Below are 22,272 nucleotides of genomic sequence, written 5' to 3' on the forward strand. Positions count from 1 at the left end.
CGACTATAGCTATTTATGCTTGCCGGGTGCTTGCCGGGTGCTTGCCGGGTGCTTTTTGCCATTTAACAGAGTGCTAAAGGGTAGCTAATGCACGGCTAACAAAGATTTAAAGCAGATTTAACACGTACATCCAAATGAAAACAGACAATAAATTAAAACATGGGAAAAATGGGCTTCGAAACTACAGCTTTGAAGAAGTAATGAAAGGTAAAGTTATCAACCGTTATGATCCTGACTTTGGTCACTTCACTGAAGAGTGGACTAACTTCTTCTACATTAAGAAATGCTTATACTGTAGTAAGGAGTTTGAGGCTAAAAGAGTAGATTGTACCTTTTGTAGTCAAAACTGTCAAAAAGCGCACATAAGATTAAGAAAGTTACTATAAAGGGAGGGGCAGAAATCAAACTTGATTTCTGCCCCTCCCTTTATAGTAACTTTCTTAATATAAGACTTACTTAATGTCAAAGTATTGGTATAAATCCATAACGGCCTTGATTTCTTAGCTTGCTAAACTTTATATGATTAATTACTGATTCAACATCAGAAGGGGGCTCCTCATTTTCAATTATTATTGATTGTTTCAGAGGAGATATAGATGCGGCATATCTATAGAAATCCATAGCTAAATCAAAGGATATTACTTCCTCATTTGCTTTAGTTTCTTTATAAGTGAGTAAAGGAGAATCAAGGATAGGAACGCCTATTGAGTAGTTTTTCGTTGTCAACATTTCATTAAAAGCATAAATGAAAATTGAATAAATTATTGCTCGTGAACCTTTTCCTGAAAGTCTTCTATCTTGGCCAGATATAACAAAATCCAGTTTGGATTCACTAAAGCCAACAGACGTGCCTTTAGGGTATTTACATTCTAAAAGTATATCTCTCATTTTTTCACATAACGTTGTAAGTAAAGCGGTTGTGATAGTAATATCCTTACTGCCTACCTTGTTGATTTGTTCTTTAAAGGACAATTCGTCTTTTAGCTTAAATAAATAGGATAATCTTTTGCTTTGAGTCAAAGCTATAATCATATCGTTTTTTTCGTTGTTAATAATATCAATATTTCTTAAAATGTCAGATAATCTTATACTAATGTCATTTTCTATAGTATCATTTAGTTCCTTTAATGACTCTTCCAATTTTGAAATTACAATGGAGTATCTGTTTAACTTTTCATCAATTAAATTGCGAGATTTAATCGATTCAGCTAAGAGTAGTTGTATTTTATCAATTTCTTTTGTACAAGAATCAATAATAGAAATAATATCATCTTCTTGGCAAATACTATTCAAAGGATTTTTGCACAAGGAGCAATATGCATCTAAAGTGTGGCTACCTTTTAATAATATACTCGCTTCAATTGTCGCCTCTAGCCGACTAATGTCACTCCTATAATGCTCATTAAGAACCGAAGAACGATATAAGATCTCCTTTAATTCAGATTTTTCTTTTTGAAATAATTCCAACCTATCGTTAGTTTCTTTTCTTCTATTGTCATTTGTTCTAAACAAACTCAGAAGATCACTGTATTTTTTCCTTTCATTAATTAATCGTACTTCTAGAGTGTCTAACAAATTATCATCTACATGAACACTTTCTTGCAGTTCAAGTTGAGTTTGTTTAATTAATTCATCTAGTAATTCAGCTCTTCCCTTACTATAATTTATATCATTTTTATTTTCGTACGCTACCAAATCACTATCATCATATCCAGTTAATAATAGTTTAAATGTGCTATCATCCGATGTATGGCTAATTACTTGATTACCTCTGATAACAGATTTATCACTTAAAATTCTTGTCTCATCTACCAATATATATTTCACTACATCTCGGTAAGATAAACCTCTAACTTCGCCAGTTTTTTTCGTCCTTACGTATTTGTTGTTTAAATTGTTTATTCCAAGTAAAAAGGTAGAGATATTATCATCTTTTCTTGTATTATGTTTCCTTTTTAATGTCTCGAACTTACTATTATTAGTAATTTCCTTGAATGAAGAATCATAAACCTTAAAGTTACCACCTTTAAGGTCACTTTGAAGAGTATAAAGTTTAGAGTTATCTACAAGTAGTTCAAGAAAAATCTTAGTGTAACCCTTAACCTCTTTAATTTCTTTAGGTATGGCACTTGAGCCTAACATATAATTTATACATTCATAAATATATGTTTTCCCAGTGTCAGAAGGCCCAGTTATTACGTTAAGCCCTTCTTTAAAGCGTATTTCAGCAGGGGGAAGTTTATCTCCCGATAGGTGCAATAAAGTAATGATATAAGCCATTGTCTTAGTTTACTGCCTTAAAGTTTATGTCATCTCCAAAAGGAGATATGTTCTCACGAATGTAATTCTTCAACAGCTCAGGAGTCATTTCCGAGAAATGGTTTATTACCCACTGAGACCTTTCACTTAAAGCTTCAAAATAGGTCGAAGTCATAGATTCTAGAAAGGGAGTTGCCTCTTCACTTGCCTTGTATTCAATTCCATTTGTAGAATAAACTATATTTATCAGTCCTTTTTGTATAAAAAAATTTAATCCATCTTCAATAATAGCCCTTCTTATTAATATTTCTCCTGTGCGATTTGGAGTCGGGGGATGTAAGCTTTTTATTCCATTTTTTACATCTCCCGAATGTACAGTCAAATAATCAAGATAAATTAAAGTTTGAACATCGTGTGATTGAGGAAACGATGAATTTAACAGACATAGAAGTCTTAATCCCGTCTCAATGCTATTATTAAATGGTGATGTATTTTTATTCATCATTTGTCCAGCTTAACCTACCTTCATTGACTAATTGATGACAAATTCCACCCCTATCTTTAACGACACTAACATCACTTAGAGGATTAGAACTTATAACTAAAGATACTGCTTTATTTTCAACTTCTTTTACTTTTTTAAAAGCGTTTTCATATTCTTCTTCAACCGTATTTATTATTCCATCAAAAATTTCATTTTGAAAGTCTTCAAATGTTCCTATCGGCAGGCTATCTCTGTAAAAATTTCTTAGTTGTTCTGCATGATGAAAGTTAATTCTAGCTCTTTCAAAATGTTTTCTATGAACGTTACTATGTTTTAAGTCTTCAATATGACTAAATACTGTTGGAGAACTTGTACTGTATGCTAATAATAGCTCGTCAACATACCTGTTTTCATAGTCTTGTACACCTGTTGGAATTGAAATTAATTTCTCTCTCTCAGGTAAACCACCGCCGAATCTTACTAAATGATTGCTGTGACGTTTATGCTCTTCAATAATTAATTTAGTAGGGATTTTATCAAATATTTTAAAGTTGAAATCATTAACATACTTTAGAAAGTCTCCTTCAAGTTTCACTTCTTCTTTATCTGTTATGTTGTTTTTGCAATTTTTGTCCCAGTTCGCTATTAGTTCTTCTTTTAAAAGCTTTGAATTAGATAGTAACGAGGACAAGGTAGTGCCGCATCCTCTTGGCGCTATAAAGTAATATTTTCTTGGTGCCGTATAATCTCCCCGATGTGTATAGTATAGAATTTTTCCGAATTCCTGCCAAACTTTAGATGGCATTAACACTGAGTCATAATGCTTACATTGATAGCAGTCCCAAAGGCAGTTTACATCTCCTTTTTTTCCAACGTAAGCTACAACATCTCTACCCTTGTCACCTGCTCCAGCTAATCTCTCCGTTTCAGTATATTCAGTTTTTGTATCAAGCCATTCCTCTATAAATGTTTCCCAATCTTCTGCCGAAAAAATTTCAATTGCTTTCACAGGAGGTATTCTTTTCCCATAATTTACTTGGCTTGATGATATATATTTTTCCATCGATAAATTTATGAATGTGTAGACTAATTTAAAATTTTAGTTATAAGTTATGATTTTAGCTTTTGCTATTGAGTGCAATACAAATGTATTAACTTCTTTAATTAACATACTGCGCTTCTTTAAGTGTTTAAAATATAATTTATGATTATCATAATTGTGTATAGAGTAGATTTATTATTAGTCACTAGAAAAGTTACTACAAAAACAAATACAAAAATGTACAAAAAAGCCCCAAATCGTAAGATTTGAGGCTTTTTGCTCCCGAAGCTGGGGAGCCTGATTTTGCGTATCGAATTGATAATCAAGCCTTGTTACAGTCATTTATTTCCATGTAGCGGAAATCTGTAGCGAAACTACGCAAAATCCCGGTTTTTACTACCACGGACGCGGCTCATGACCGCATCTGCCTATTAGCGCTTAGGGCTGTGACGCATTGGGTTTGGCCATGTACGAGTAAGCGGCCGAAGGTCGTCCATTGGTAATTTAATCATTGAACGTTTCTCTGCTGGTACACAATCAAACACAAGGGGTAACTGCCATCCCTGGGTGGTATCGCTAATAGACTCAGTTTTTACCGACTCTATATCTTTCCCTAACTGGCTGCTGACAACCGTACGCAGGATTGATACGGTTTCTTCTAAGCGGGCAATTTCTTTCCTTAATCCGGCATTCTCGGCGGCTAGGACTTGATTCGATATCGAAGGCTGTAGGCTTTCCTTTTCCTCGCCAACATCAGTATAGTCATTAAAAGCCTCCTCCGCTTCTCCAGCGGTCGCCATCGCTTTGCCTTGCGTGACGCCAACCCGTAAATCGTAATCGGCATAAACGGCAACCATCTTTTTAATGAAGTCGAAACCGGGGGCATTTCTCCCCGATGCCACCTGGCGAACAGTCTGCCGGTTCATGCCTGTTCGTTTAGCTACCGTTTCCGGCCCTCCTTTCCGGCTGATGAAATCCATGGTGTATGGATCACCTTTTGATTTTTCCTCCATTTTGTATAAGAATTGATTGATCAATTGATTGCCATTTTAAATCATTTGATTACATTTGCTTATTCCTATCGGAATCATAATGAAATCAAACCGTTACAAATGTAATCAAACCGATGAGCGATACAAGGAAAATATTCACAAATGCCGATCGGGTTTTGTTGCACGGCATTTTAAAAGGAACAGCGGAAAAAACGAAGGGTGTAAAGGTAAGCTGTTGGATGCGCAAAGTGCAGGCTATTTTGGCTACAAACAAGGTTGAAATGACAAAGGAGTCAATCAATCAGGCCATCTTTTGGAAGGCTAACAACCAGGATGTTTGGAATGCTGTCTATGAACTAGTCGAGAAAGAGCGGCCCGGTTTATTCGATGAAATACAACAAGGTGAGGGCAGTTTAGTGGAAAGCGTTGCGTAGTGGCTTCTTTTGATTGCAAAAAGTTGAAAAAAAATTTTGACTTTTTTTAATCAAATGATTGCAAAAGGTTTTTCCATTTGAAATCATTTGATTACATTTGATAAATCAAAAAGAAACCCGGCTGCTACCAACAGACCGGGCCACTCTGAAAAAAACTAACGACGCAAAATTATGCAAACTCTCACAGCTCCCCAAACCCTGACGATCGCTGATTTAGACAACGAATGGGATTTCAGCCCACTTGATGAAGCAATTGAGGAAGCCCGCCCCAATAAGTGCAGAACAGTTGAGTTCATTGACGACAATCACAAACGTGGCTACCGGGCACTGGAATACAAAGTTGAGGTTGTTGCCGGAATCGAATACGATGAGGAGGGATGGGCCTCAAAATACGAAAAGTACCTGGTTTCGATTCGTATAACACCAACGATGCCCCTGCACACAATCGTCCATGAATTGGTCGGAGAAATAAACGCCTTAATCGAATCTTAAATTTTAACCTGGCCCGGCTTACCACCGGGCCACTTACTCTTTACGACTATGCATATTATTGGCAATGCCTTTCTAGTGGTGGTGGTTTTCCTCTACTTTCTTCTTTTCGCTAATGCAACCCGGCGTTTACCACGTCCGTGGACGTTGCTAGCGGCCTGGTGGCGTCGTGGCGGCAAAAAAGACGTACTGTCTGTACTCATTCTTATCATCGGCCTGATTGCTCTAATCCAGTTGTTGTGGTTTCTGGATGCATCCGGCTTAAATCATGTAAGCCGATGAGCCTTAATCAACAGGTTTTTGCAATTCACCTCATGCGCCTGTTCGGTAAAAATGCGGTCGTTTCGGACGTCGTATATACTGAAGCGGACATACAGTTTAGCTTGCCGGTTGATGCCGTTCAGGACTTCCCCCACGGCGTCAACGTGACCATTTACGGGATCGAGAAGGGGCGGTTGATCTGCTCCATTAATGAAATCAGCTTGGAGGGTCAACTTGCCTTTGTCAATGCGTTGGCAAAAGCAGCTAAAAAACGGGATCCGCAACATGCAAGCTAAAAAGCCCAATGATGGTCCTGTTTATGATGCGATTGATTTGACGATAGCGGCATCATTCATCTTACTTATCCTTTACGCTGTCGGTTATCACCTGTCACACTACCAACAGGTTTACGGGCATTTACCGTACTAATATGCAATACACGACGATTATGCACCTGGCGAGAAAGAAGCTCGGTCTATCCTGCAACGAGTATTGTGTTGCGGATATGATTGACCTACTGGCAACGCCCACGTCACCCATACCGGGTTGGTGCCATGCGTCACGCGGTTGGATGGCGGATGAAATGGATCTGTCACGGCAATCCATTATTACGATTGTTCAAAAATTAGTGGTCAAAGGGGTGGTTCTGGAGAATGAATGGCATTACCTCCAGACCACACCTGTTTGGAAAGAGGCATTGGCTGACGCGCATAAAGCCTTAGAAGATGGGGTAAAAGAGGGTGTAAAGAAACTTGACACCCTGTCAAGAAAGTTGACACCTGACAACGGGTGTAAAGAAAGTTTACAGGATGTAAATAATCTTGACAGTGGCTGTAAAGAAAGTTTACAGGAGGGGTGTAAAGAAAGTTTACAGGAGGGTGTAAAGAATCTTGACACATATAATAAGAGTGATAATAAGACTCTTGATAATAAGATTTATAACACCACCTCCGCCGAAAACGCGGGCGAAGCAGTTGACAATCTTTCTGAAAACCTAGACGCTACCGGAACGCCTCCTAACCCCCCTGTTCCGTCCGCCCCCCTTTCCTCCAAAAAAATCTATGGTGATGGAGTGCTGCAACAACAGGTCCGGGATTATGCCCGCTCGAATCTGAATCAATATCCTGTGGATATGTACACAGAATTCCTTTCACATTGGACAACACCTGTCCAAAACAGCGAAAAGCCTGCCGATATCGGAAAGGAGCTATGGCGAACGAAAACCGTCTTTACCCTTGCCAAAAAGTTAGAAAACTGGTATCCCGGCTATCAACGTGACAAGCAAAATCAGCAACGCAATGAATCAAGTAGCAATAATCGATCAGTCAACGGCGCTGGCGCTGGCAACCGAACTAGCGGAACGAAAACTGGCGGTGGCAAACCGGCTAAACGAACTGCAACTATCAAGCCCGGTATGTTCGGTAGTCTTGGCCAGAGTCGCCGGGACACCAGTGACGAAAGCGGACGAACAACAATTAGAATTGATGTGGACTGAAATTATTTCACTCCTGAAAATTCAGTTCAAAGACGAAAGCGAAGAGGAGCAATTTGATGCGGATCTGCCGGTATTGAATGAATGGGTTAAGCGGGAATATAAAACCCTTACCTGTGAAGAACTGACACTGGCTTACAATGCGCTGGTTAAAGAAGAACTCACCAAACCGGACGGTCGATTGATTGAGGCTTATCGGTGTCTGGATCCTAAACACATTGGGGAGGTCATTGCCGCCTATCGTCGTCAGGTCGATAACGATACGGAGATAAATCGGGTAATGTCCCAACATTTATACCTACCTGCTCCAGCTGCGCTAACTGAGTCTGAGATTGACGCTCAGATGGAAAAAAATCTGAAAGATGCCATTAATCTGGTAAAAGCCGGTGTGAACTACTTTGATTTGGGGAATGGGCTGTATGCCTGGCTCTACAAGAAAGGCCGGATACGTCCAACCAATGACGAATGGGAGGAGGCCATAATACTGGCGAAAGCGCGGGTTCGTGGAAGCCTGGCTATTCAAAAAGAAACGGCCGCCAAGCTGGCCGGTTTTGAATCGCTTCGTGCTGTCATCGGCAAACGGCTGGGTACGGTGATGAATGAGGAGGGGGATTATAAACTGCGCGTTCGTCAGGAGGCTTTCCGGATCTGTCTGACCAATTGGCTGAAGCGCAAGACGGGTGTAACGGCTGAGTTGGTTTCCAATCTGCCAACAACACCCTCGCTTAAACCACCTGAATCGGATGCGCAAAAGCCATTCTCTCACAACGATTATATCAAATCGCTGACAGAGCAATTGCCGACGATGGGGGATGAGGCTGTATCTGAATTGCAACGATACTCCCGTCGACGGAACATCCTGGACGTGTACGAACTCGCCACCGCCGAATGGAACGCCCGACAAGCGGCCAAACCAGCCAAAAAGAAAAAATGATCAAGTATGCAATTGGCATTGATCCGGATCTGCACAAGTCAGGTCTTGCCGTCTGGTCAAGAACGAAGAAACAGCACAACTACATTGATTCGGTTGGTGCCTTCGAATTGATCCAACTGCTCAACCTGATCAAGCCTGGGGAGGCCTTGTTTTTCGTCGATGCGGGATGGCTCAACGGTGGCTACTTCCACTACGCCAATTTTCCACCTGAATTTGACACCTGGCATGTTAACGCGCAATACGCTTACCTGGTCAAACGAGGCATCAACGTGGGCGAAAACTTCGGCGTCGGAAAGTTCATTGTCGCTTACTTGATCGACGTACACGGTGAAAATAACGTGCGACTGGTACGGCCTGTGAATGAAAAGTGGGATGCCACAAAGCTCAAACAGCTAACCGGCTGGAGCAAACGAACAAACCCCGATAGTCGGGATGCTGCCCGCCTCTGCTGGCAGCGGATCTAATGCAATCAAATTTCTTTCATCTATAAACCAGTTTTCATTATGTGGTTCCTTTCAAAAATTAAGTATGGCATTCAGGATTCATTAGGCAAATGGAAAGCCATTTCAGAGCAATTTCTACATGATGCCATTTCCTATGGTGACGTTGAAGCGCAATTGACGGAATTCCTAAAAGATCGCGTGAAGGACTACGAACACGATATATCAAAGGTCCGGTATTATTCGGTTTATGAACCTCACGTAAAGGGGGCTTTTTATAAAGTGCAGTATGAGGAAAAAACCACTACTAAGGCGGGCGTTGAGAAAATTACCGTCAAATCTCATCTGGTTATTGCGTTGGATGTACCCGATGCCGAACGACGGGCCAAAGAGTACATGAAGAATTGGGTAACTGATACCAAGATCATCGGTGCCGATAAGACCAAAATCCTTGGGGTATGGCACCCACACAATCAGCAATGGAAAGACGATTTCACTGAACGCATGATTGCCCTGGCTGAAGCGGGTCACGAGTCTCCGGAGCCCGCGCCCACCACCCTGTTTAATGCGGACGGTACGGCCAAAAAGGTTGCATTCGGGGATGAAGCTGATCAACTCCTAAAGGAGCATGATGACGCCAAAAAGGAAGCGGATGAGGATCCTGTAAAGACGCTGGAGAATGCCTTTGGCCCTGCGAAAGTAGGAGAGAATGACGCCGATCAGGAGGGTAAAGGGGTTTCTAAACCGGTCAAACAAAAAAGCTCCCAAAGCAAAAAGAAAATCACCTTTCTGGATGAGCAGGGCGACCCCACCAATAACTAACCACCATGGCAGAAATCACGATAAAACAGCAAATAGCGGAGCAAAAACGCGAATTAGAAACCCGTAAACGCGTCTATCCCAGCTGGAGCAGTGGTCCAGCGCCAAAGTTGAAACCAGATGTGGCCAAACATCGAATTGCCTGCATTGAGGCAACGATTAAAGTACTCGAGGAACTTGATGCCCGGCAAGCTGGTCAACAACAGTCGATTTTTTAAATGGATAACCCTATTCAGCTGCGCGGTCCTCCAGCGCCAAGCCTGCCAGCATTGACGAGATTTCAGGCGTCTCAAAAATGGGAATCAATGCTGGCTTACTTTTTATACAATTCACCATGAAACAGCCGACTCCTGAACAAATGTCAATCGCCACGCCCTGCCGTGCCAGCTGGCAGATCATAAGTACCAATGGTGCCGCCTTTACCGTTCGGTGTCGTATCTGTAAAGTGTACTTAGTGAATGGTGGAACGCCCATGTGCTTACTGCCTAAACAGTCGTAAACTCTTTAAACAGATACCTAAATGAAAGTAGATTTTAACAACCTCCGCCGACAAGCCTGTCTGTCTTATGATGCGTTGGTCGGCAAATTAAACGCGGCTCTATTGACAGATGATCAGTGGGCACGGCCCAACGGAAGTATGCATGGTCAGGATATGAATATAAAAGGTTATGTCCTGATTGATGCGGAAGAACTGCAACGTGATTTGGATAACCTCAAAGTTCAAATCGGGTCAATTGCCTTGTGCTTTGAGCAGGACAATCCGGATTGCGCCGATGTGTACCCCGATACCCCTTTGTTAGATTTTAATCCGGAATTAGAATAATAGCAACCTCAACAAATACGATGGGAATTATAAACACCCTCCTTGCCGAAAAGAAAGCCGAACGGCGTGTGCTTACCGGTAAGCTGGAGGTAATCAATAAGCAAATCAACGACTTAGAAAAGGAGTTGAAAACACCCGCCGCGGCCAAACCTGCGACCGCTAAGAAAACCACTAAACCCGCTCGTAAGAGTGTGAAAAAGTAATGCACGATCCCAAAACAGTAGCATTCGAAATAAAGAACCCCTTCATCTGGGTGAAGAAGGGCGGCTATCGACCCGCCCTCATAACTGTCTGGCACGTTGATCCGGAGAATTTTAAATTCAAGGATGGCACGGAGAAGCAGGGCGGAGGTCGTGACGATAGTTGTGGCTGGTCTAGACCCATCTACCATAAAGAGGAATGGGAGGCTTTACGCCCAGGTGCCTTTTGTCTGATTTTGTCTTTTCTCTCTTCAGTAAAACGTTGTCCCCTCAATGATGCCTTTCTTTTCTCGTTAGCCTCAAAAGAAACCCTGCCTCCTTTACCGCCAGCCGCCGTATTGACCAAATTTAAGCCCCACGATCTAAAGAGATCAATGTAATGTTGCTCCCAGAATCCCCATTCTTCAATAGGGCACTCGTCAATAATTTCTATTTCAGGAATTAGTCCATCATCAACTAAAGACTTAATCCAATGTCTTCGGTAATTACCCCTTTTGTTGGCCTCATTTAGATGAGACTTTAATCGCAAAAAAAGGCAATCTGCTTTACCTATATAGCGAATATCTCCACTTGTAGGGCAGGACAGAGCATAAATAAATGTAGTTTTTCTTACCTTTAAATTATCCATTTCAATAGACCTTTTATTGGTTTGGCTAGGCCTGAACTCATGGTGCAAACACGAGTTCAGGCTGATTATTTTTACAGTTAAATCTACTAATAATCAGTGATTTATCCTAAATGGACTGATAGATAGTTTTGCCCTTTACTCGCTTCATAACCATCACTTGATTCCGATCTGGAAGGCCATTCCTATTGTGAGCAACATGAATCCAACTAGGGTTATTATTTTCATCTGGCGCTTCTAATATGAGCTGGTCGAACTTCAGATTAGCCCGGATATAATTGAACACGTCTATATTGGATGGTTTTCCAATTCCGTCACAATCGATATCAATGGCGCAACCGGCCAAATGGGCGGAGGTGGTGGCACCGCCGATGGCCTTGTTCAGCTCGGCCGATCGGAAGAAACTACTAACAGGTAATTTGCGGCCAAAATGAAGGCAAACCGGGGCGTAGAAATCCCGATAAATGGCAATCATATTGGCGTATTGCTTTGAGTTAGGTACGTTGACAATACCCTTTCTTATCGCTGTATCAGACTTGATGGACTCCTTGAATGTCAGTAAAGGTCCAAAGTCCGGAAATGTTATAACTTGGCTCATCGTCTATAAATCTATAATTGCATACGATCTAGGTATGAATGAGGGTGGTTTTAATGCCCACGTTCCACCATCCGAAGGGTATTAGTATGTACAGATCCGCTTTCACATCCTTGTTCGTGTTGCGTACGAAGCTCACCCGGTAGGGGTAGCGCATCAGCAGGGACTGAAGTTTGACCGGTCCATCAGCCAATCCGTTATTCTGGATAAAGGACCATAGACGTTCCTCCGCCTTTCCGTCCTTCTCGCCTTTCCAGTTGAGGGTACGGTACCAGGGCAGGCGGACGGCTTCAATTTTCTCCCCGGACGAATCCGAGGTGCCGTCGTCATACTTCATTTTTGGGTATTCAGCCAGCAAGGCTTTCAGATCGGCAAACAACTGCTCATTTTTATTCATGATGCATTAGGGGTTAACGTGAAACGATTACTGTTTTCGCTGATTAGCTTTTTGCTGATCGAGTGTCAGGCGATGCATGCGTAGGCTTTGATCCGTTAGGCGGCTGTTGAGTTCCTCCATTCTTTTGTCAAGGCCTGCTCTATAGGCAGAATCTTTGGCGTCCTTTTGGTTGAATTTTCCGTTTAGATCCTTGATATCCTCTTTCGTTGATTCAATGCCGGTCATCAACTCTTCCTGGTTGTCAATTGCATTGTTGAGCTTCTTATCAAACCGCTGGAGAAAGCCGATGCCACCCTCATAGGTGGCACCAATGCACCAAACGGTAAATAGAAAGCCCATTAATGGTAGGGCGAAGTACAGGACACGTCGATTCGTGGCCTCTTTTCGATTCGGTGGAACGGGTTGTAAAAACGCGTGTAAGGCCGTAGCTGAGCCAGAAACGCCGAGTAAAAAGATGGTCACTACGGTCGCTTCAAAGACGTAGATCCTCATGAAAAATGTTGTTAGAAACGTCACCAGGCAGGAAAACATCAAAAAGTAAATCGGGATGGGTAGCCACCATTTGACGTTGTGCATGCTCATGCAGGTAATCAATAGTGTCACTGTCGACAGGGCGGTGCCTGCCTGAAGCAGTCGTAGAAATATCTCTTCTTGTACCATTCGTTCATTTTGGTTTAAGACGTGCTTTGATCACGTCGTAGGTGTCCATAATCCATTCGATAAAAACCTTGATAGGCGTTTGCTGGAATTGCTTGCCTATCGTTTCCGCTCCACCCAAAACGAAGTTGGCAATGAAGGCCAATCCCGCGCCCAAAAACCACCATTCGCCCATATCCAGCCCCTTCGCTTTGCAGAGTGCCAGCGTAAGCAGATAGCCCGCAATGATGGCAATCACGGCACTGCTGAGTCCTTCCCGAATGGGTACCCCTTTGTTTCGCAAAAACACGCAGGTCGCTCCCAAGAAAGTGCCTAAAAACAATTTCATGGCGGAGGGCATAGCCTGCCAAAAAAGGTCCCATTCGTCTTTGTTCATTTCCGTCAATGTTTCTCATAGCTTTTTATTGAGTTCTTTTTCGATGTCACTTACCTCATCGATGACGCTTTTCAGACTGTCGGCTTTGTGCTGCATAGCTTTAGCCTGCCTGACCCGTTTTCTTCGCAGTATGGGTATACCTCCTTTCTGATTGGCTTTGGCCTGTTCACTCAGTTGCGATAGGCCAACTGAGGCCGTAGAAAGTCCTTTGCCTAATCGCTCATTAGCTGCCTGTAAGTAGCCGACGGTCTGCCCCAGATTGGCAACTGTGGCCGCCGCTACCGATTCGCGGGCGGCGGTTTTCAATCCGGCCGAAACAACAAGTGGGTTTTGGGGAGTCAACTTTTGGATCTCGCCTACCTGATCAGCGGATAGAGTTCCATTTTTGAGCAGGGCTTTGTAATAGGCCACTTCCTTTTCACGTTCGGTCAGGGCATCGCTGTTGGCATCCGATTCGGCAACTGCCAGGTTGAATTTGCCTTTCCACTCATTGCCGTAATCAAGTGCTTTTTTTGCCTCGCCGGTCAGCTTATCAATGAGCACATCCTTTTGCTTAACAACGTTGCCCAAACTGTCGAGCTTAAAGCCCGATCGCGTTGAATCGGACTTTAAGCTGACAACATGGACCAAATATGCTTTAGCGGTTGGATTCCACTTCTCGGGTGCATCCCAATAGAGATTATACAGGACAGAAAAGGCAACTGCCCCAATCACCAGAACGATGAAGTAACGCCCTAATTTGTCGACCATATTACTTGGGTTTATACCATTTAAAAGTCAAGTATTTTATCAAAGATAAAAGAACAATTAGTTTAAATATCTGGTCCTTTTTCATTTGTTGGCGTTAAGGTTTGAACACCCTGCTCGGTCGAATTTGGCGGCGAACTCTGATTTGTTGAGATGACCGGATTCTTTGCCTGTGCGTAGTCTGTAATGGCCGAAAGTCCTTCTCTCAGAGCGATGAAAAAAAGCGCTCCTCGTTCGGATCCTTGAAATAGCTGATCGATTGTCAGAGCGATCATCATCCGTTTGACTACCCAAATCCAACCAACTACGTTGCGGTTCCAAAGGAAAAAGGTAAGCTGTGTCTGTAACTTTTCCATACTAGTTAGCTTTAAACCACCCATCAAGTAATCCATATATCCTGCCCGTATTACTGCCGTTAACCCAGCTAAACACCTGTATGGATGCCGGACTTGTTAGCGTTGCTGTAGCGTCATATTTTGGTACCGTAACGCTGCCATAACTGCCATACGAGCAAATTAAATTAGTGCCCGATGCTGTGATGGTAATAGGTACGTAAGCCGGAACAGAGTTGCCCGCTTTGGAATAGGCCGTGACGCCATTAAAGCCCATAACAACGTTACTACCGCTGATTTTCTGAAAGTACTGTACCAGCGTCTTACCGGCGTTATCCAGTATCCGGATGTATCCTCCACCGCTACCGGCCTGGCCATACTCGCCTACGCTCGGATAGTACCTCGTTGCCTGTAGCGTAAACGACACCTTCCAACTTGTTAAACCGGTTTGGCTATTGAAAGGAACGGTGGCAAACTTGTCTCCTGCGGCATTATTGTTCTGAAAATAGAAGTCCGGTGCTGTTACCTTAGAATAGCTCAGTGCGTTGGTCCTGACAGTATATTCGCCATCGTCAGCTGCTGGTGATCGAACCAAACCAGCCGTGCCATTAGCGAGTATTGAGTTCTTGGGTAAACCGCCAAAGAGTGGAACACCCCGCGGATCCGGAGCCAAACTTACCGTTGCCGTGACAACCTGCCGTTTGTTATCACGCTTCACGATTTTCCAAAGGTGCAGGCCTGACCAGCCGTACTCCTCACCATGAACAAGGTATTGGTTTCCATTCGAACCCTGTACACCGGTAATGGCAAATACATTGCCGGCCATCCCTCTATTCGTTACCGGGTCGTCTTGCGATTCAGCCTGCGTAACGCCGAAACTTCCCTGCAGCAACCCAATGTTCGACCAGTGGCCCTGTTTGTTGACCTGGCCACCCTGCCAGTTCTCACCGTGGTAGTTCGCGTAGATATCATTGCCAACGGTCTGAACGTTGCCACCTCCATAGTTTACATTGTTGCCGATGTCATAAGCGCCATCGGTCGGGTATGGACCAACATAGTTACGGTTCGTCGCCATGTGAGTACCCCAAATAACTTTGTTGTTCTTAATGCCGCTCAGGTGATAGCCCAAACCAGCTCCCGTAACCGGATTAAACAAACTACTGTTGAAGGTGATCACAGTACCATTTGTGGTCTGCGCGAATGGTTCTGACCCGCCATAGACGGGGAACGCATCATTGGCCGTCAGGGCCACGGATTGCAGGGTAGATTCCGCCCCCCAAACCGGGTTGTTGTTGCCGTCAATGCCTAAGAACTGCTTACGCACAAACGTTGAGGTTGCCCCGTTGCCATTCAGTACCGAGCGTTGAACCGCCAGGCTACCGTCTTTCAGAATGACCCATGCATCGACGTTCTTATTCCCCTGAAGCGAAACGCCCAGATAGATGCCGGTAAACCTCAACGGGGCATTGGGCATTAATTCCACTACCGCGTAAAACTTATCAGTAAACCGCTGAATAAGGGCATACGTGTGGCCGTTAACCGTTGCTACCTGCTCAAATAGATGAACCTGAAAAACGTTCTGCAGCCGGTTAAACTCGTTCTCAAAATATTGAGTCGGTACCGTAGCCCGGTAGTTTCGTACGAGCGTCCAGGCTGTAGCCGGATTGTCATAATCTGTCACGGCGAATTCCAGCCACTGACCGAACAACCGGCTGGGATCGTTCTTGTCAACCCCTGTCGTATAGGTGTTTTCCAAATACGAGATTGGCTCGATGTACGTCCGATTAGCCGCAAAGTGCATGGCCCGGAAGTTGCCATTGTCGCCTATCCAATAGCTGCCGTTGGCTTCATAGGCCACATACGTATCGTTGATAACGCCAACCGGATCATCGAAATAAAACTTATTGGTCGTTACGTTTGGATCGTTCTGATAACCGCCTTTGAGGCCCTGCGAAGCGATGAGCGTGGCCGTCGAGGTGGAATAGTGCTTAACCTTCTGAGCGGTATCTCCATCACATACCGTCAACGTGCTGCCATCAGGCGATATGCCCATGGCCATAGGCTTGCCCAGGTACGGAATGGTGAGCCCTGTAGCCGTCAATGAGCCATCCGCGTTGATGGTGAATTGTCTCAGTACACCATTGGTTACGGCCCAAAGCAGGTTGTCATTGGTCACGTCAACACACATGGCGCCCACCGACGAAAACGCAATATCTCGAATAGGGGCACCGGTCGTTTTGTGCCAAACCCGAATCAGGTTTTTGTTAGCCCCCAGGGCGGCAAACAGGTAGTTGCCGTTTTTCTGCACCGCCCCACCTTTGAACAGGCTGGTGTTGTTGGGCATCCCAACCGTGTCCGACACGAACAGAGCAGAATTGTAGGTTTCCCCATGATCCTGACCCTTTGCCGTTTTGTAGATACTACCCCCACCGGTAAAAATGTACTCTTTATTATCGGCTACCGTGAACGCAAAAATCCAGTTTTCTTTACGCCAATCGGTCAATACATCATACCCGAAGTTATACATACGAACGCCATCTGAAACCATCAGGATGGTTGACTGTCCGGTTTTGCCATCCCTGAAAAAGTCGTTTCGTACCTGCGGGTTACTAATATCGTAATACCCCTGTGAGGGATGCCCTTCGGCGTATCCTATTCCATAATACATGCGGGATCCTACCCGGTACATCGTGTAAATCCGGCGAAACCCTTTGTGCATTTGATTCGGGTTCGACAGATTGAATGATGTATTGCCCAGCACCCCCATCCAACTGTACTGGTTGTTATTACTCTCCAGTTGCAGCACATAGTTTTGACCCGGCTCAACATCATTTCCATAGTCATCTTTACCGTCCCACGTCGCCGTAAACGTGCCCGGCTGGGTCGTAACGGCGGAGTACAACGTACGCACCAGAATGGTATCAGCTCCGACAACCTTATAAGCGCCTAAACTTGCCCTGGCAGCGGTGGCCAAGGTAAAGGCACCATTGACGGTAACACTTACCGGTTTTGATAGCGGAGCCGTGATGACTACGTTTGACTGAGCCGCTGTAGGTGGCTTACTAAGCGGAGCCCCAACCGTGGGAACTCTTGGATCCGGCTTACTAAGCGGCAACCCAACCTGACCAAACGAGGTCAGGTTGAGCAGGGATACAAATAGAATTAGCAGGTTCTTCATTAATAGGTCACGAAATTGTTAGATGAGGAGGGCATGTAAACGCGTCCGTTAAAGTGGATCGCAATACCACCATACAGCTCGCTTGTGATCGGCGTAACAGATGGGACCGTTGAACGGATATCCGTCAAAATCGTATTGTAGGTTGTTCCGTCTGTGGAGTATTCTACATTGAACGTACCCGTTGTTGTCCGTCGAAGCCTTATGTAACTGCCCGATGCTGCGGTAAATGTCGAGGCAACTTCCAGCGATGCCCGGCCCTGAACAACGGTAGCAATCTTGCCTGAACTGTTGACGTAGATGCCCGCCTGATATCGGCTTAGGTTCTGCTCGGTCTTTACGCCCGATGTGTTGAATCCAATAGCGGCAAAATCCTGCATCGGGAAATAGCGCATTTCCAGATAGCCTTCAGTACCTGCGGGTAGCCTGGTTGTTGAAACTCCGCTATTCGGACCGCTATCCCAATCGACTAGACTACCCCCTTTGTAGTATCTAAGGGGGGCACTGGAGCTATCGACTGCGACGATCGGAGCCGCAACACCCGCGTCGGTGAAAGTCAGGGCCACCCTTCCGGTTACCACTGTGCCACTGGTTGCCGTCGCTGAGGCAGTACCCGTCAGTAAGCCGGGCTTGATGCGAATAAAAGAAATCTTTGTACCGCTGATAATGGTGTCAACAGTTACAAATTGATTGGCATCAAATAGCGGCTTGTACTGAGCCAACAACGTATCACGTAGCAGGCGCATAACCTCATCATAGGTAAACTTAGTGGTCGCCACTACATTACTGGCCGTGCCGGTTACGGGCGTAGGTGCGGTCAGCGTACCGTTTACGTTGACATTGCGCGGGGTAATATCAACCTGGTTGGTAATAACCGACTGTTTTGTGGTGGAATAGCTATCCCACTGAGTGATTTTTGAATCCGGGACAAACCGCTTAGTGGAACTCTCCGCAATTTTGGAAGGATCAATATTTATCAACCAACTCGGATTGGAGTAAGTAACACTGGTTTTTATAACGGTAGATGGTAACCGCTCCTCGGGTAATATGCCTGTATTGATTTGGCTTGCATCAGCTATTACAGTTCCGGATCCGCCCCCTCCGCCGCTGGAGGCGGGCGTTGCCAGTAAGTAAGCCAGGTAAGCGGCATCGGCCGTAGACCCGTATGGCACTCCGGAAACATTGCGAAACTGAGCAGGCCGGTAGTATTTACCGGCCTGACCAACGATGGTCACACGTAACAAATTGTTGATTGATCGAACTGTGACATTGCTATAAGCATAGGCCTGCCCGTTGTTTCCATTGCTATCCGCAATTGACACCTGGTCAGCAAACCGATAGATCCGGATAGGGTAGGGGTCTGGAACTTGTGCCTTGGCAGACAATGCCCCAAAAAGGAGCAAAAACAGAATCTGAACGTGTTTCATTATCGTTGAATTAGAATTGAGTTAGTAAGATGTGCCAAGTCCCTGCTGCTCGAACGGGGAGCCGGGTCGCTGCTTCATTTCGTCAGGCGGTGTACTTGATAGGTTTCTTAAGCTGGTAGGATTGCGTACTAATGCACCTGTAGAGCGATCGTAATACAGTACATTCCAATAGTCGCGCCAGTTGGCAGCCGAACCGGGTTTGATGGCAGTGTTATTAGCTGCTTTTGATTCATAGACAACGCCATGCCACATCCGTATCTCACCTACCGGCACCGTTACCAATGTGCCTTTGGCGCTACCACTTGCGGGAAACAGCGAACTGTTACCAATCTTATCGGTCCAGGTCAGAATTTTGGTATAATCATAGTCGTTGCCGAGCCCCATGAAATTTTTAAACTCGGCGTATGGGACGGTACCTGTTAGCGTATTGCCTGACTCGATCACCGTAGCGGTGCCCGGATTGCTGTTTGACACCCACGAGGTCACTGGAGAGGAGCCATCGAAGGTGTTATTTTGTACCAGAATTTTCGTGTTCGCCCCCTTCACATCAAACTTCATGATGTAGGCTTCTCTCTGCTTTGAGGGGTAAATCCGAGTGTACGTAAGTCGGTTATGACCAAACCAGTTTCCCGCGAATTTTATGGTTAGATTCGGTATGGGAGTCCCTCCAGTAGTGCTGTTGAAGTACGTTTCGTAGAGTCCGGAGTTATTCAGCCACGCATTTTTGCGGTAGATGATTGTGTCGGCAGACGTGGTAACGTGGCCAGCCACATCGGAGGTCTGCGACAAGGCATTCAGGAATTTCTCACCGCCCCGGATGAAGATGTTCTTCTCAACCACTTGGCCACCTTCCCGCCAATCATCCTGTTTATTATTGTCTTGAAATTCCTTAAACGGGTCCTCCTCGTCAATATTGGCCAGCGTGACGTTGTTGTAAATTTTGGTCCCTCTGTGAAGCTGTCCGGTCTGGATAGCCTCCGATCCCGTTCTTACTATGACGTTATTGTAGATTTCCAGCGAATCGAATTTTGCCCAGGTACCGCTGCCCGTGTTGCCGAGATACATGCCCTCCGACTCCGTGTCATGTATGTACATGTCGTGGAATTTCATCCGGCGATAAGGGAGACACGCCGTACTGCCGGTGATGCGCATATCGTAGTTTTTGGTGTTGCAGAATACCCCGGCGAAATAGCCGCGATCAATCTCTGTAAATTCGCTTTCCACCCGCCAGCAACCACCATCCATCGCCAAACCGTTTTTCGTGCTGTCCGTCCACCGGTTGCTGAGGTAAATACCATACCGTCCTGACCGCACACCGTAGTTACCTTCATGGCCCCTATAATCAGAATCGCCATCTCCTGTTGCCGGATCGTATCGACCCGAGATTAGTAGACCCTGTGCCCCCAGAATTTGGAATGTGTTCAGTACTTTGACCTGACCATCGTAGTTCTTGATCCGGATCGGCGCTTGCGTATCAGTTGTTCGAGAGGAGTCCAGCTGGATTACCACATTCACGTAATCCGCTCCCTTCAGCCAAACGGTGGAGTTTGGGGCGAGGGTTGGCGCGTTTTTCTGACTCGTCCGGATTTGAATCGAGTGATCGCCTGAAACGAAATTTGCACCTCCAACAAGATAGTCGCCTAATTTCATTTGAGGAAATTTGGCGATATCAGCGGTGGTCACCATACGGGGAACAAATTTGGTTGCCGTCACCGTGGCGTCTGCCAAGACGATTTCGCGCGTAATGGTTTTCCCGTTAAAACTGGCAGAAAGTGTCGTGATTCGATCGTCACCTTTGATTCCATTCGTTGCATTGTCCAGCACAATTGAGGGCCCTTGCGTAATTGTCAAGCCCGATGCCGCCCCACGGCTTGCCGTAAACGTGGCGGAGGTTGTCAGATCGGACGTTGATCCCGATGGAGCGGTAGAAATTACCCGGTACGTACCTGAACTTCCTTCTGCTACTGAATCAGGACCCACAATGGCCAATGTTGAGCCCGCTGACAACAGATCCGGATTGTCGACGGTCTTTTTCTCCCAAAAAATATTGATCAAACCGGTAGTCGGATTGTACGTCATCCGGTCATGGGCGCCACTCGCCGTCACGCTGGCAATCGTACCACCAGTGGCCAGTAAACTCATATCCCGGAATCGGTTCACGACTGGTACCGAGCTGATATCAAGACTAACAACCATGGTATTGCCTGAAACGGACTGGCTTTTCTGCGTGAGCCGTTTTACTTCCTGGTATTCAAGTTGCTCGGTCATGCCCACAAACCAGACCCGATCAGCGGCAAGAGAGTCGGCATAGTTGAAAAAGTCGCTCATTTCCGGATACGTACCTAAGTGCGTTCCAAGTCGCATGCCCAGGTGTTTGCTGGCATTACTTTTGGCCATCAGATCAGCAAACTGAGCCTTCAACGTACTTACTGTACCAGCATTCCAAGAATCCTGAAGGTTGCGTGTGTACTGCACAAAGCCGGTATTCCCAAACAAGGTTGTTCCATTTGCAGGCAGTGTTTCTTCATTCAGGAAATTACCCCCGTTGTTGCTTGTGTTGAGCGCTGTATTCGTTGGGTAACCTGTGTAGCCGTCGCGTGCCGCCGTTGTGGTGATGCCCAGGTACTGTAAAGAATCTGCCGCCCTGACGAAACCCGGCCAGGCCGATGGTAGCACTACCCCCCTCATGGCGTATTCGACGCCTTCTGCTTTCAATTTGTCAAAAACAAACTTCTGGTTTTGTGCCAGATCCCAACCTGCCTGTGAATACGTATCGCTGGCAGGCGGATAGAAATTATTCGTGGTTGGCGTATCGTGGTAATAACCATGGTTTAATACACCCCATTTTCCATCCTTCACCATGGTAGCAATTTGGGCCGCCGTAAGTTTTCCGGAAATGCCCCACAAATCCCCATTATTGAAATTAGACCTGGCATTTACTACAGCACTACCACGCCAGTTGACGTTGTTGCCTGCGCCGTCAGTGTGCGTTTTGGACTGGAAAAACTGATAGTCAGTCCACGTCGATGACAACAGGTCATCACGCTCGTACTGAAACCATGCTTGCTTATTATACTTCAACGGCGCAAATGTGGCAGTGGGTGAGGTTGGCGCACTGGCATACGTAATTGTCAGACTGACGATGTTTGTATTAGCGACCGGTTCGGTCACGGTCGATGAGCTTGTACCCGACATGCGCCAAGGTAGTCTCAGGCTTTGGGCCTGCCCCTGAACTACAATCAGGAGCAGGAGAAAAATAAGTTTTTTCATAG

At 45.2% G+C, this 22,272-nt stretch carries 27 protein-coding genes; 13 read left to right on the forward strand and 14 right to left on the reverse strand.

The annotated features are described in order from the left end of the window. The first annotated feature begins 134 nt into the window (after nucleotides 1-134). Nucleotides 135-386 carry a hypothetical protein gene (locus tag NT073_RS27955; RefSeq protein WP_297380507.1) on the forward strand — a complete coding sequence of 84 codons (252 nt, stop codon included), beginning with the start codon at nucleotides 135-137 and terminating at the stop codon, nucleotides 384-386. Nucleotides 387-462: 76 nt separating this feature from the next. On the opposite strand, the gene NT073_RS27960 is transcribed toward NT073_RS27955, so the two are convergent. The 4 genes from NT073_RS27960 to NT073_RS27975 all read right to left on the reverse strand — a co-directional run bounded on the left by NT073_RS27960 (nucleotide 463) and on the right by NT073_RS27975 (nucleotide 4,798). Next, the gene (locus tag NT073_RS27960; RefSeq protein WP_297380510.1) at nucleotides 463-2,280 is read right to left on the reverse strand and encodes a hypothetical protein; all 1,818 of its coding nucleotides are present in this window, start codon (nucleotides 2,278-2,280) and stop codon (nucleotides 463-465) included. A 4-nt stretch (nucleotides 2,281-2,284) separates the two neighbouring features. Beyond that, entirely contained in the window at nucleotides 2,285-2,764 is a 480-nt protein-coding gene (locus NT073_RS27965) for an ABC-three component system middle component 2 (protein ID WP_297380512.1), read from the reverse strand. Next, nucleotides 2,754-3,806, reverse strand: coding sequence for an ABC-three component system protein (locus tag NT073_RS27970; RefSeq protein ID WP_297380513.1), 1,053 nt, complete (start codon nucleotides 3,804-3,806; stop codon nucleotides 2,754-2,756). The genes NT073_RS27965 and NT073_RS27970 overlap by 11 nt, the downstream gene beginning before the upstream one ends. A gap of 410 nt (nucleotides 3,807-4,216) precedes the next feature. Then, a complete protein-coding gene (locus tag NT073_RS27975) occupies nucleotides 4,217-4,798 on the reverse strand; it encodes a hypothetical protein (RefSeq protein WP_297380516.1) in 582 nt (193 codons plus the stop codon). 113 nt (nucleotides 4,799-4,911) lie between these two features. On the opposite strand from NT073_RS27975, the gene NT073_RS27980 reads away from it, so the two are divergent. The 12 genes from NT073_RS27980 (at nucleotide 4,912) to NT073_RS28035 (ending at nucleotide 10,672) form a co-directional block, all read left to right on the forward strand. Continuing rightward, nucleotides 4,912-5,211 (forward strand): hypothetical protein, encoded by a 300-nt coding sequence (locus NT073_RS27980; RefSeq protein WP_297380519.1) that lies wholly within the window; start codon nucleotides 4,912-4,914, stop codon nucleotides 5,209-5,211. Between the two features lie 171 nt (nucleotides 5,212-5,382). Beyond that, nucleotides 5,383-5,703, forward strand: coding sequence for a hypothetical protein (locus tag NT073_RS27985; protein WP_297380522.1), 321 nt, complete (start codon nucleotides 5,383-5,385; stop codon nucleotides 5,701-5,703). Between the two features lie 48 nt (nucleotides 5,704-5,751). Continuing rightward, nucleotides 5,752-5,982, forward strand: a complete 231-nt coding sequence (locus NT073_RS27990) for a hypothetical protein (RefSeq protein ID WP_297380524.1) — start codon at nucleotides 5,752-5,754, stop codon at nucleotides 5,980-5,982. Beyond that, nucleotides 5,979-6,257, forward strand: a complete 279-nt coding sequence (locus NT073_RS27995) for a hypothetical protein (protein ID WP_297380526.1) — start codon at nucleotides 5,979-5,981, stop codon at nucleotides 6,255-6,257. The genes NT073_RS27990 and NT073_RS27995 overlap by 4 nt, the downstream gene beginning before the upstream one ends. A gap of 134 nt (nucleotides 6,258-6,391) precedes the next feature. Further along, the gene (locus NT073_RS28000; protein WP_297380528.1) at nucleotides 6,392-7,456 is read left to right on the forward strand and encodes a hypothetical protein; all 1,065 of its coding nucleotides are present in this window, start codon (nucleotides 6,392-6,394) and stop codon (nucleotides 7,454-7,456) included. Then, nucleotides 7,446-8,387, forward strand: a complete 942-nt coding sequence (locus tag NT073_RS28005; RefSeq protein ID WP_297380531.1) for a hypothetical protein — start codon at nucleotides 7,446-7,448, stop codon at nucleotides 8,385-8,387. Before NT073_RS28000 ends, NT073_RS28005 begins: the two co-directional genes overlap by 11 nt. Further along, a complete protein-coding gene (locus NT073_RS28010) occupies nucleotides 8,342-8,851 on the forward strand; it encodes a hypothetical protein (protein ID WP_297380533.1) in 510 nt (169 codons plus the stop codon). Before NT073_RS28005 ends, NT073_RS28010 begins: the two co-directional genes overlap by 46 nt. Before the next feature lie 39 nt (nucleotides 8,852-8,890). Continuing rightward, on the forward strand, nucleotides 8,891-9,649 hold the full coding sequence (locus NT073_RS28015; protein WP_297380535.1) for a DUF4494 family protein: 759 nt from the start codon (nucleotides 8,891-8,893) through the stop codon (nucleotides 9,647-9,649). A gap of 5 nt (nucleotides 9,650-9,654) precedes the next feature. Further along, nucleotides 9,655-9,864: a hypothetical protein gene (locus NT073_RS28020; RefSeq protein WP_297380538.1), complete on the forward strand. Its 210-nt coding sequence runs from the start codon at nucleotides 9,655-9,657 to the stop codon at nucleotides 9,862-9,864. Between the two features lie 116 nt (nucleotides 9,865-9,980). Further along, nucleotides 9,981-10,145, forward strand: coding sequence for a hypothetical protein (locus NT073_RS28025; protein WP_297380541.1), 165 nt, complete (start codon nucleotides 9,981-9,983; stop codon nucleotides 10,143-10,145). Nucleotides 10,146-10,166: 21 nt separating this feature from the next. After that, complete coding sequence (locus NT073_RS28030; RefSeq protein WP_297380544.1) at nucleotides 10,167-10,469, forward strand: hypothetical protein; 303 nt, start codon at nucleotides 10,167-10,169, stop codon at nucleotides 10,467-10,469. A 20-nt stretch (nucleotides 10,470-10,489) separates the two neighbouring features. Further along, a complete protein-coding gene (locus NT073_RS28035) occupies nucleotides 10,490-10,672 on the forward strand; it encodes a hypothetical protein (protein ID WP_297380547.1) in 183 nt (60 codons plus the stop codon). Between the two features lie 181 nt (nucleotides 10,673-10,853). Here NT073_RS28035 and NT073_RS28040 read toward each other — a convergent pair whose 3' ends face one another. From NT073_RS28040 to NT073_RS28085, 10 genes are all read right to left on the reverse strand, one after another. Next, nucleotides 10,854-11,297, reverse strand: a complete 444-nt coding sequence (locus tag NT073_RS28040) for a GIY-YIG nuclease family protein (protein WP_297380551.1) — start codon at nucleotides 11,295-11,297, stop codon at nucleotides 10,854-10,856. Between the two features lie 106 nt (nucleotides 11,298-11,403). Beyond that, complete coding sequence (locus tag NT073_RS28045; RefSeq protein WP_297380555.1) at nucleotides 11,404-11,892, reverse strand: D-Ala-D-Ala carboxypeptidase family metallohydrolase; 489 nt, start codon at nucleotides 11,890-11,892, stop codon at nucleotides 11,404-11,406. A 28-nt stretch (nucleotides 11,893-11,920) separates the two neighbouring features. After that, complete coding sequence (locus NT073_RS28050) at nucleotides 11,921-12,286, reverse strand: hypothetical protein (RefSeq protein WP_297380558.1); 366 nt, start codon at nucleotides 12,284-12,286, stop codon at nucleotides 11,921-11,923. A 27-nt stretch (nucleotides 12,287-12,313) separates the two neighbouring features. Continuing rightward, entirely contained in the window at nucleotides 12,314-12,946 is a 633-nt protein-coding gene (locus tag NT073_RS28055; protein ID WP_297380561.1) for a hypothetical protein, read from the reverse strand. 4 nt (nucleotides 12,947-12,950) lie between these two features. Continuing rightward, nucleotides 12,951-13,319, reverse strand: a complete 369-nt coding sequence (locus NT073_RS28060) for a hypothetical protein (protein WP_297380564.1) — start codon at nucleotides 13,317-13,319, stop codon at nucleotides 12,951-12,953. 15 nt (nucleotides 13,320-13,334) lie between these two features. Further along, nucleotides 13,335-14,069 carry a hypothetical protein gene (locus NT073_RS28065; protein ID WP_297380567.1) on the reverse strand — a complete coding sequence of 245 codons (735 nt, stop codon included), beginning with the start codon at nucleotides 14,067-14,069 and terminating at the stop codon, nucleotides 13,335-13,337. Nucleotides 14,070-14,131: 62 nt separating this feature from the next. Continuing rightward, nucleotides 14,132-14,422: a hypothetical protein gene (locus NT073_RS28070; RefSeq protein WP_297380569.1), complete on the reverse strand. Its 291-nt coding sequence runs from the start codon at nucleotides 14,420-14,422 to the stop codon at nucleotides 14,132-14,134. Nucleotide 14,423: 1 nt separating this feature from the next. After that, on the reverse strand, nucleotides 14,424-17,576 hold the full coding sequence (locus NT073_RS28075) for a hypothetical protein (RefSeq protein WP_297380573.1): 3,153 nt from the start codon (nucleotides 17,574-17,576) through the stop codon (nucleotides 14,424-14,426). Then, nucleotides 17,576-19,000, reverse strand: coding sequence for a hypothetical protein (locus tag NT073_RS28080; protein WP_297380576.1), 1,425 nt, complete (start codon nucleotides 18,998-19,000; stop codon nucleotides 17,576-17,578). The genes NT073_RS28075 and NT073_RS28080 overlap by 1 nt, the downstream gene beginning before the upstream one ends. Nucleotides 19,001-19,021: 21 nt before the next feature. Next, nucleotides 19,022-22,270 (reverse strand): hypothetical protein, encoded by a 3,249-nt coding sequence (locus NT073_RS28085; RefSeq protein ID WP_297380579.1) that lies wholly within the window; start codon nucleotides 22,268-22,270, stop codon nucleotides 19,022-19,024. Between the last annotated feature and the right edge of the window lie 2 nt (nucleotides 22,271-22,272).

This window comes from Spirosoma sp., assembly GCF_026391055.1.
Taxonomy (GTDB): Bacteria; Bacteroidota; Bacteroidia; order Cytophagales; family Spirosomataceae; genus Spirosoma.

Excerpts from the sequence above, each read along its gene's own strand:
- NT073_RS27960 (WP_297380510.1), bottom strand. The coding sequence starts at position 2,280 with ATGGCTTATATCATTACTTTATTGCACCTATCGGGAGATAAACTTCCC.
- NT073_RS28065 (WP_297380567.1), bottom strand. The coding sequence starts at position 14,069 with ATGGTCGACAAATTAGGGCGTTACTTCATCGTTCTGGTGATTGGGGCA.
- NT073_RS28050 (WP_297380558.1), bottom strand. The coding sequence starts at position 12,286 with ATGAATAAAAATGAGCAGTTGTTTGCCGATCTGAAAGCCTTGCTGGCT.
- NT073_RS27980 (WP_297380519.1), top strand. The coding sequence starts at position 4,912 with ATGAGCGATACAAGGAAAATATTCACAAATGCCGATCGGGTTTTGTTG.
- NT073_RS27985 (WP_297380522.1), top strand. The coding sequence starts at position 5,383 with ATGCAAACTCTCACAGCTCCCCAAACCCTGACGATCGCTGATTTAGAC.
- NT073_RS28075 (WP_297380573.1), bottom strand. The coding sequence starts at position 17,576 with ATGAAGAACCTGCTAATTCTATTTGTATCCCTGCTCAACCTGACCTCG.
- NT073_RS28045 (WP_297380555.1), bottom strand. The coding sequence starts at position 11,892 with ATGAGCCAAGTTATAACATTTCCGGACTTTGGACCTTTACTGACATTC.
- NT073_RS28035 (WP_297380547.1), top strand. The coding sequence starts at position 10,490 with ATGGGAATTATAAACACCCTCCTTGCCGAAAAGAAAGCCGAACGGCGT.
- NT073_RS28080 (WP_297380576.1), bottom strand. The coding sequence starts at position 19,000 with ATGAAACACGTTCAGATTCTGTTTTTGCTCCTTTTTGGGGCATTGTCT.
- NT073_RS28040 (WP_297380551.1), bottom strand. The coding sequence starts at position 11,297 with ATGGATAATTTAAAGGTAAGAAAAACTACATTTATTTATGCTCTGTCC.
- NT073_RS28025 (WP_297380541.1), top strand. The coding sequence starts at position 9,981 with ATGAAACAGCCGACTCCTGAACAAATGTCAATCGCCACGCCCTGCCGT.
- NT073_RS28000 (WP_297380528.1), top strand. The coding sequence starts at position 6,392 with ATGCAATACACGACGATTATGCACCTGGCGAGAAAGAAGCTCGGTCTA.
- NT073_RS28005 (WP_297380531.1), top strand. The coding sequence starts at position 7,446 with ATGTGGACTGAAATTATTTCACTCCTGAAAATTCAGTTCAAAGACGAA.
- NT073_RS27955 (WP_297380507.1), top strand. The coding sequence starts at position 135 with ATGAAAACAGACAATAAATTAAAACATGGGAAAAATGGGCTTCGAAAC.
- NT073_RS28030 (WP_297380544.1), top strand. The coding sequence starts at position 10,167 with ATGAAAGTAGATTTTAACAACCTCCGCCGACAAGCCTGTCTGTCTTAT.
- NT073_RS28020 (WP_297380538.1), top strand. The coding sequence starts at position 9,655 with ATGGCAGAAATCACGATAAAACAGCAAATAGCGGAGCAAAAACGCGAA.
- NT073_RS27990 (WP_297380524.1), top strand. The coding sequence starts at position 5,752 with ATGCATATTATTGGCAATGCCTTTCTAGTGGTGGTGGTTTTCCTCTAC.
- NT073_RS28060 (WP_297380564.1), bottom strand. The coding sequence starts at position 13,319 with ATGAACAAAGACGAATGGGACCTTTTTTGGCAGGCTATGCCCTCCGCC.
- NT073_RS27965 (WP_297380512.1), bottom strand. The coding sequence starts at position 2,764 with ATGATGAATAAAAATACATCACCATTTAATAATAGCATTGAGACGGGA.
- NT073_RS27975 (WP_297380516.1), bottom strand. The coding sequence starts at position 4,798 with ATGGAGGAAAAATCAAAAGGTGATCCATACACCATGGATTTCATCAGC.
- NT073_RS28055 (WP_297380561.1), bottom strand. The coding sequence starts at position 12,946 with ATGGTACAAGAAGAGATATTTCTACGACTGCTTCAGGCAGGCACCGCC.
- NT073_RS28085 (WP_297380579.1), bottom strand. The coding sequence starts at position 22,270 with ATGAAAAAACTTATTTTTCTCCTGCTCCTGATTGTAGTTCAGGGGCAG.
- NT073_RS27970 (WP_297380513.1), bottom strand. The coding sequence starts at position 3,806 with ATGGAAAAATATATATCATCAAGCCAAGTAAATTATGGGAAAAGAATA.
- NT073_RS28070 (WP_297380569.1), bottom strand. The coding sequence starts at position 14,422 with ATGGAAAAGTTACAGACACAGCTTACCTTTTTCCTTTGGAACCGCAAC.
- NT073_RS27995 (WP_297380526.1), top strand. The coding sequence starts at position 5,979 with ATGAGCCTTAATCAACAGGTTTTTGCAATTCACCTCATGCGCCTGTTC.
- NT073_RS28010 (WP_297380533.1), top strand. The coding sequence starts at position 8,342 with ATGGAACGCCCGACAAGCGGCCAAACCAGCCAAAAAGAAAAAATGATC.
- NT073_RS28015 (WP_297380535.1), top strand. The coding sequence starts at position 8,891 with ATGTGGTTCCTTTCAAAAATTAAGTATGGCATTCAGGATTCATTAGGC.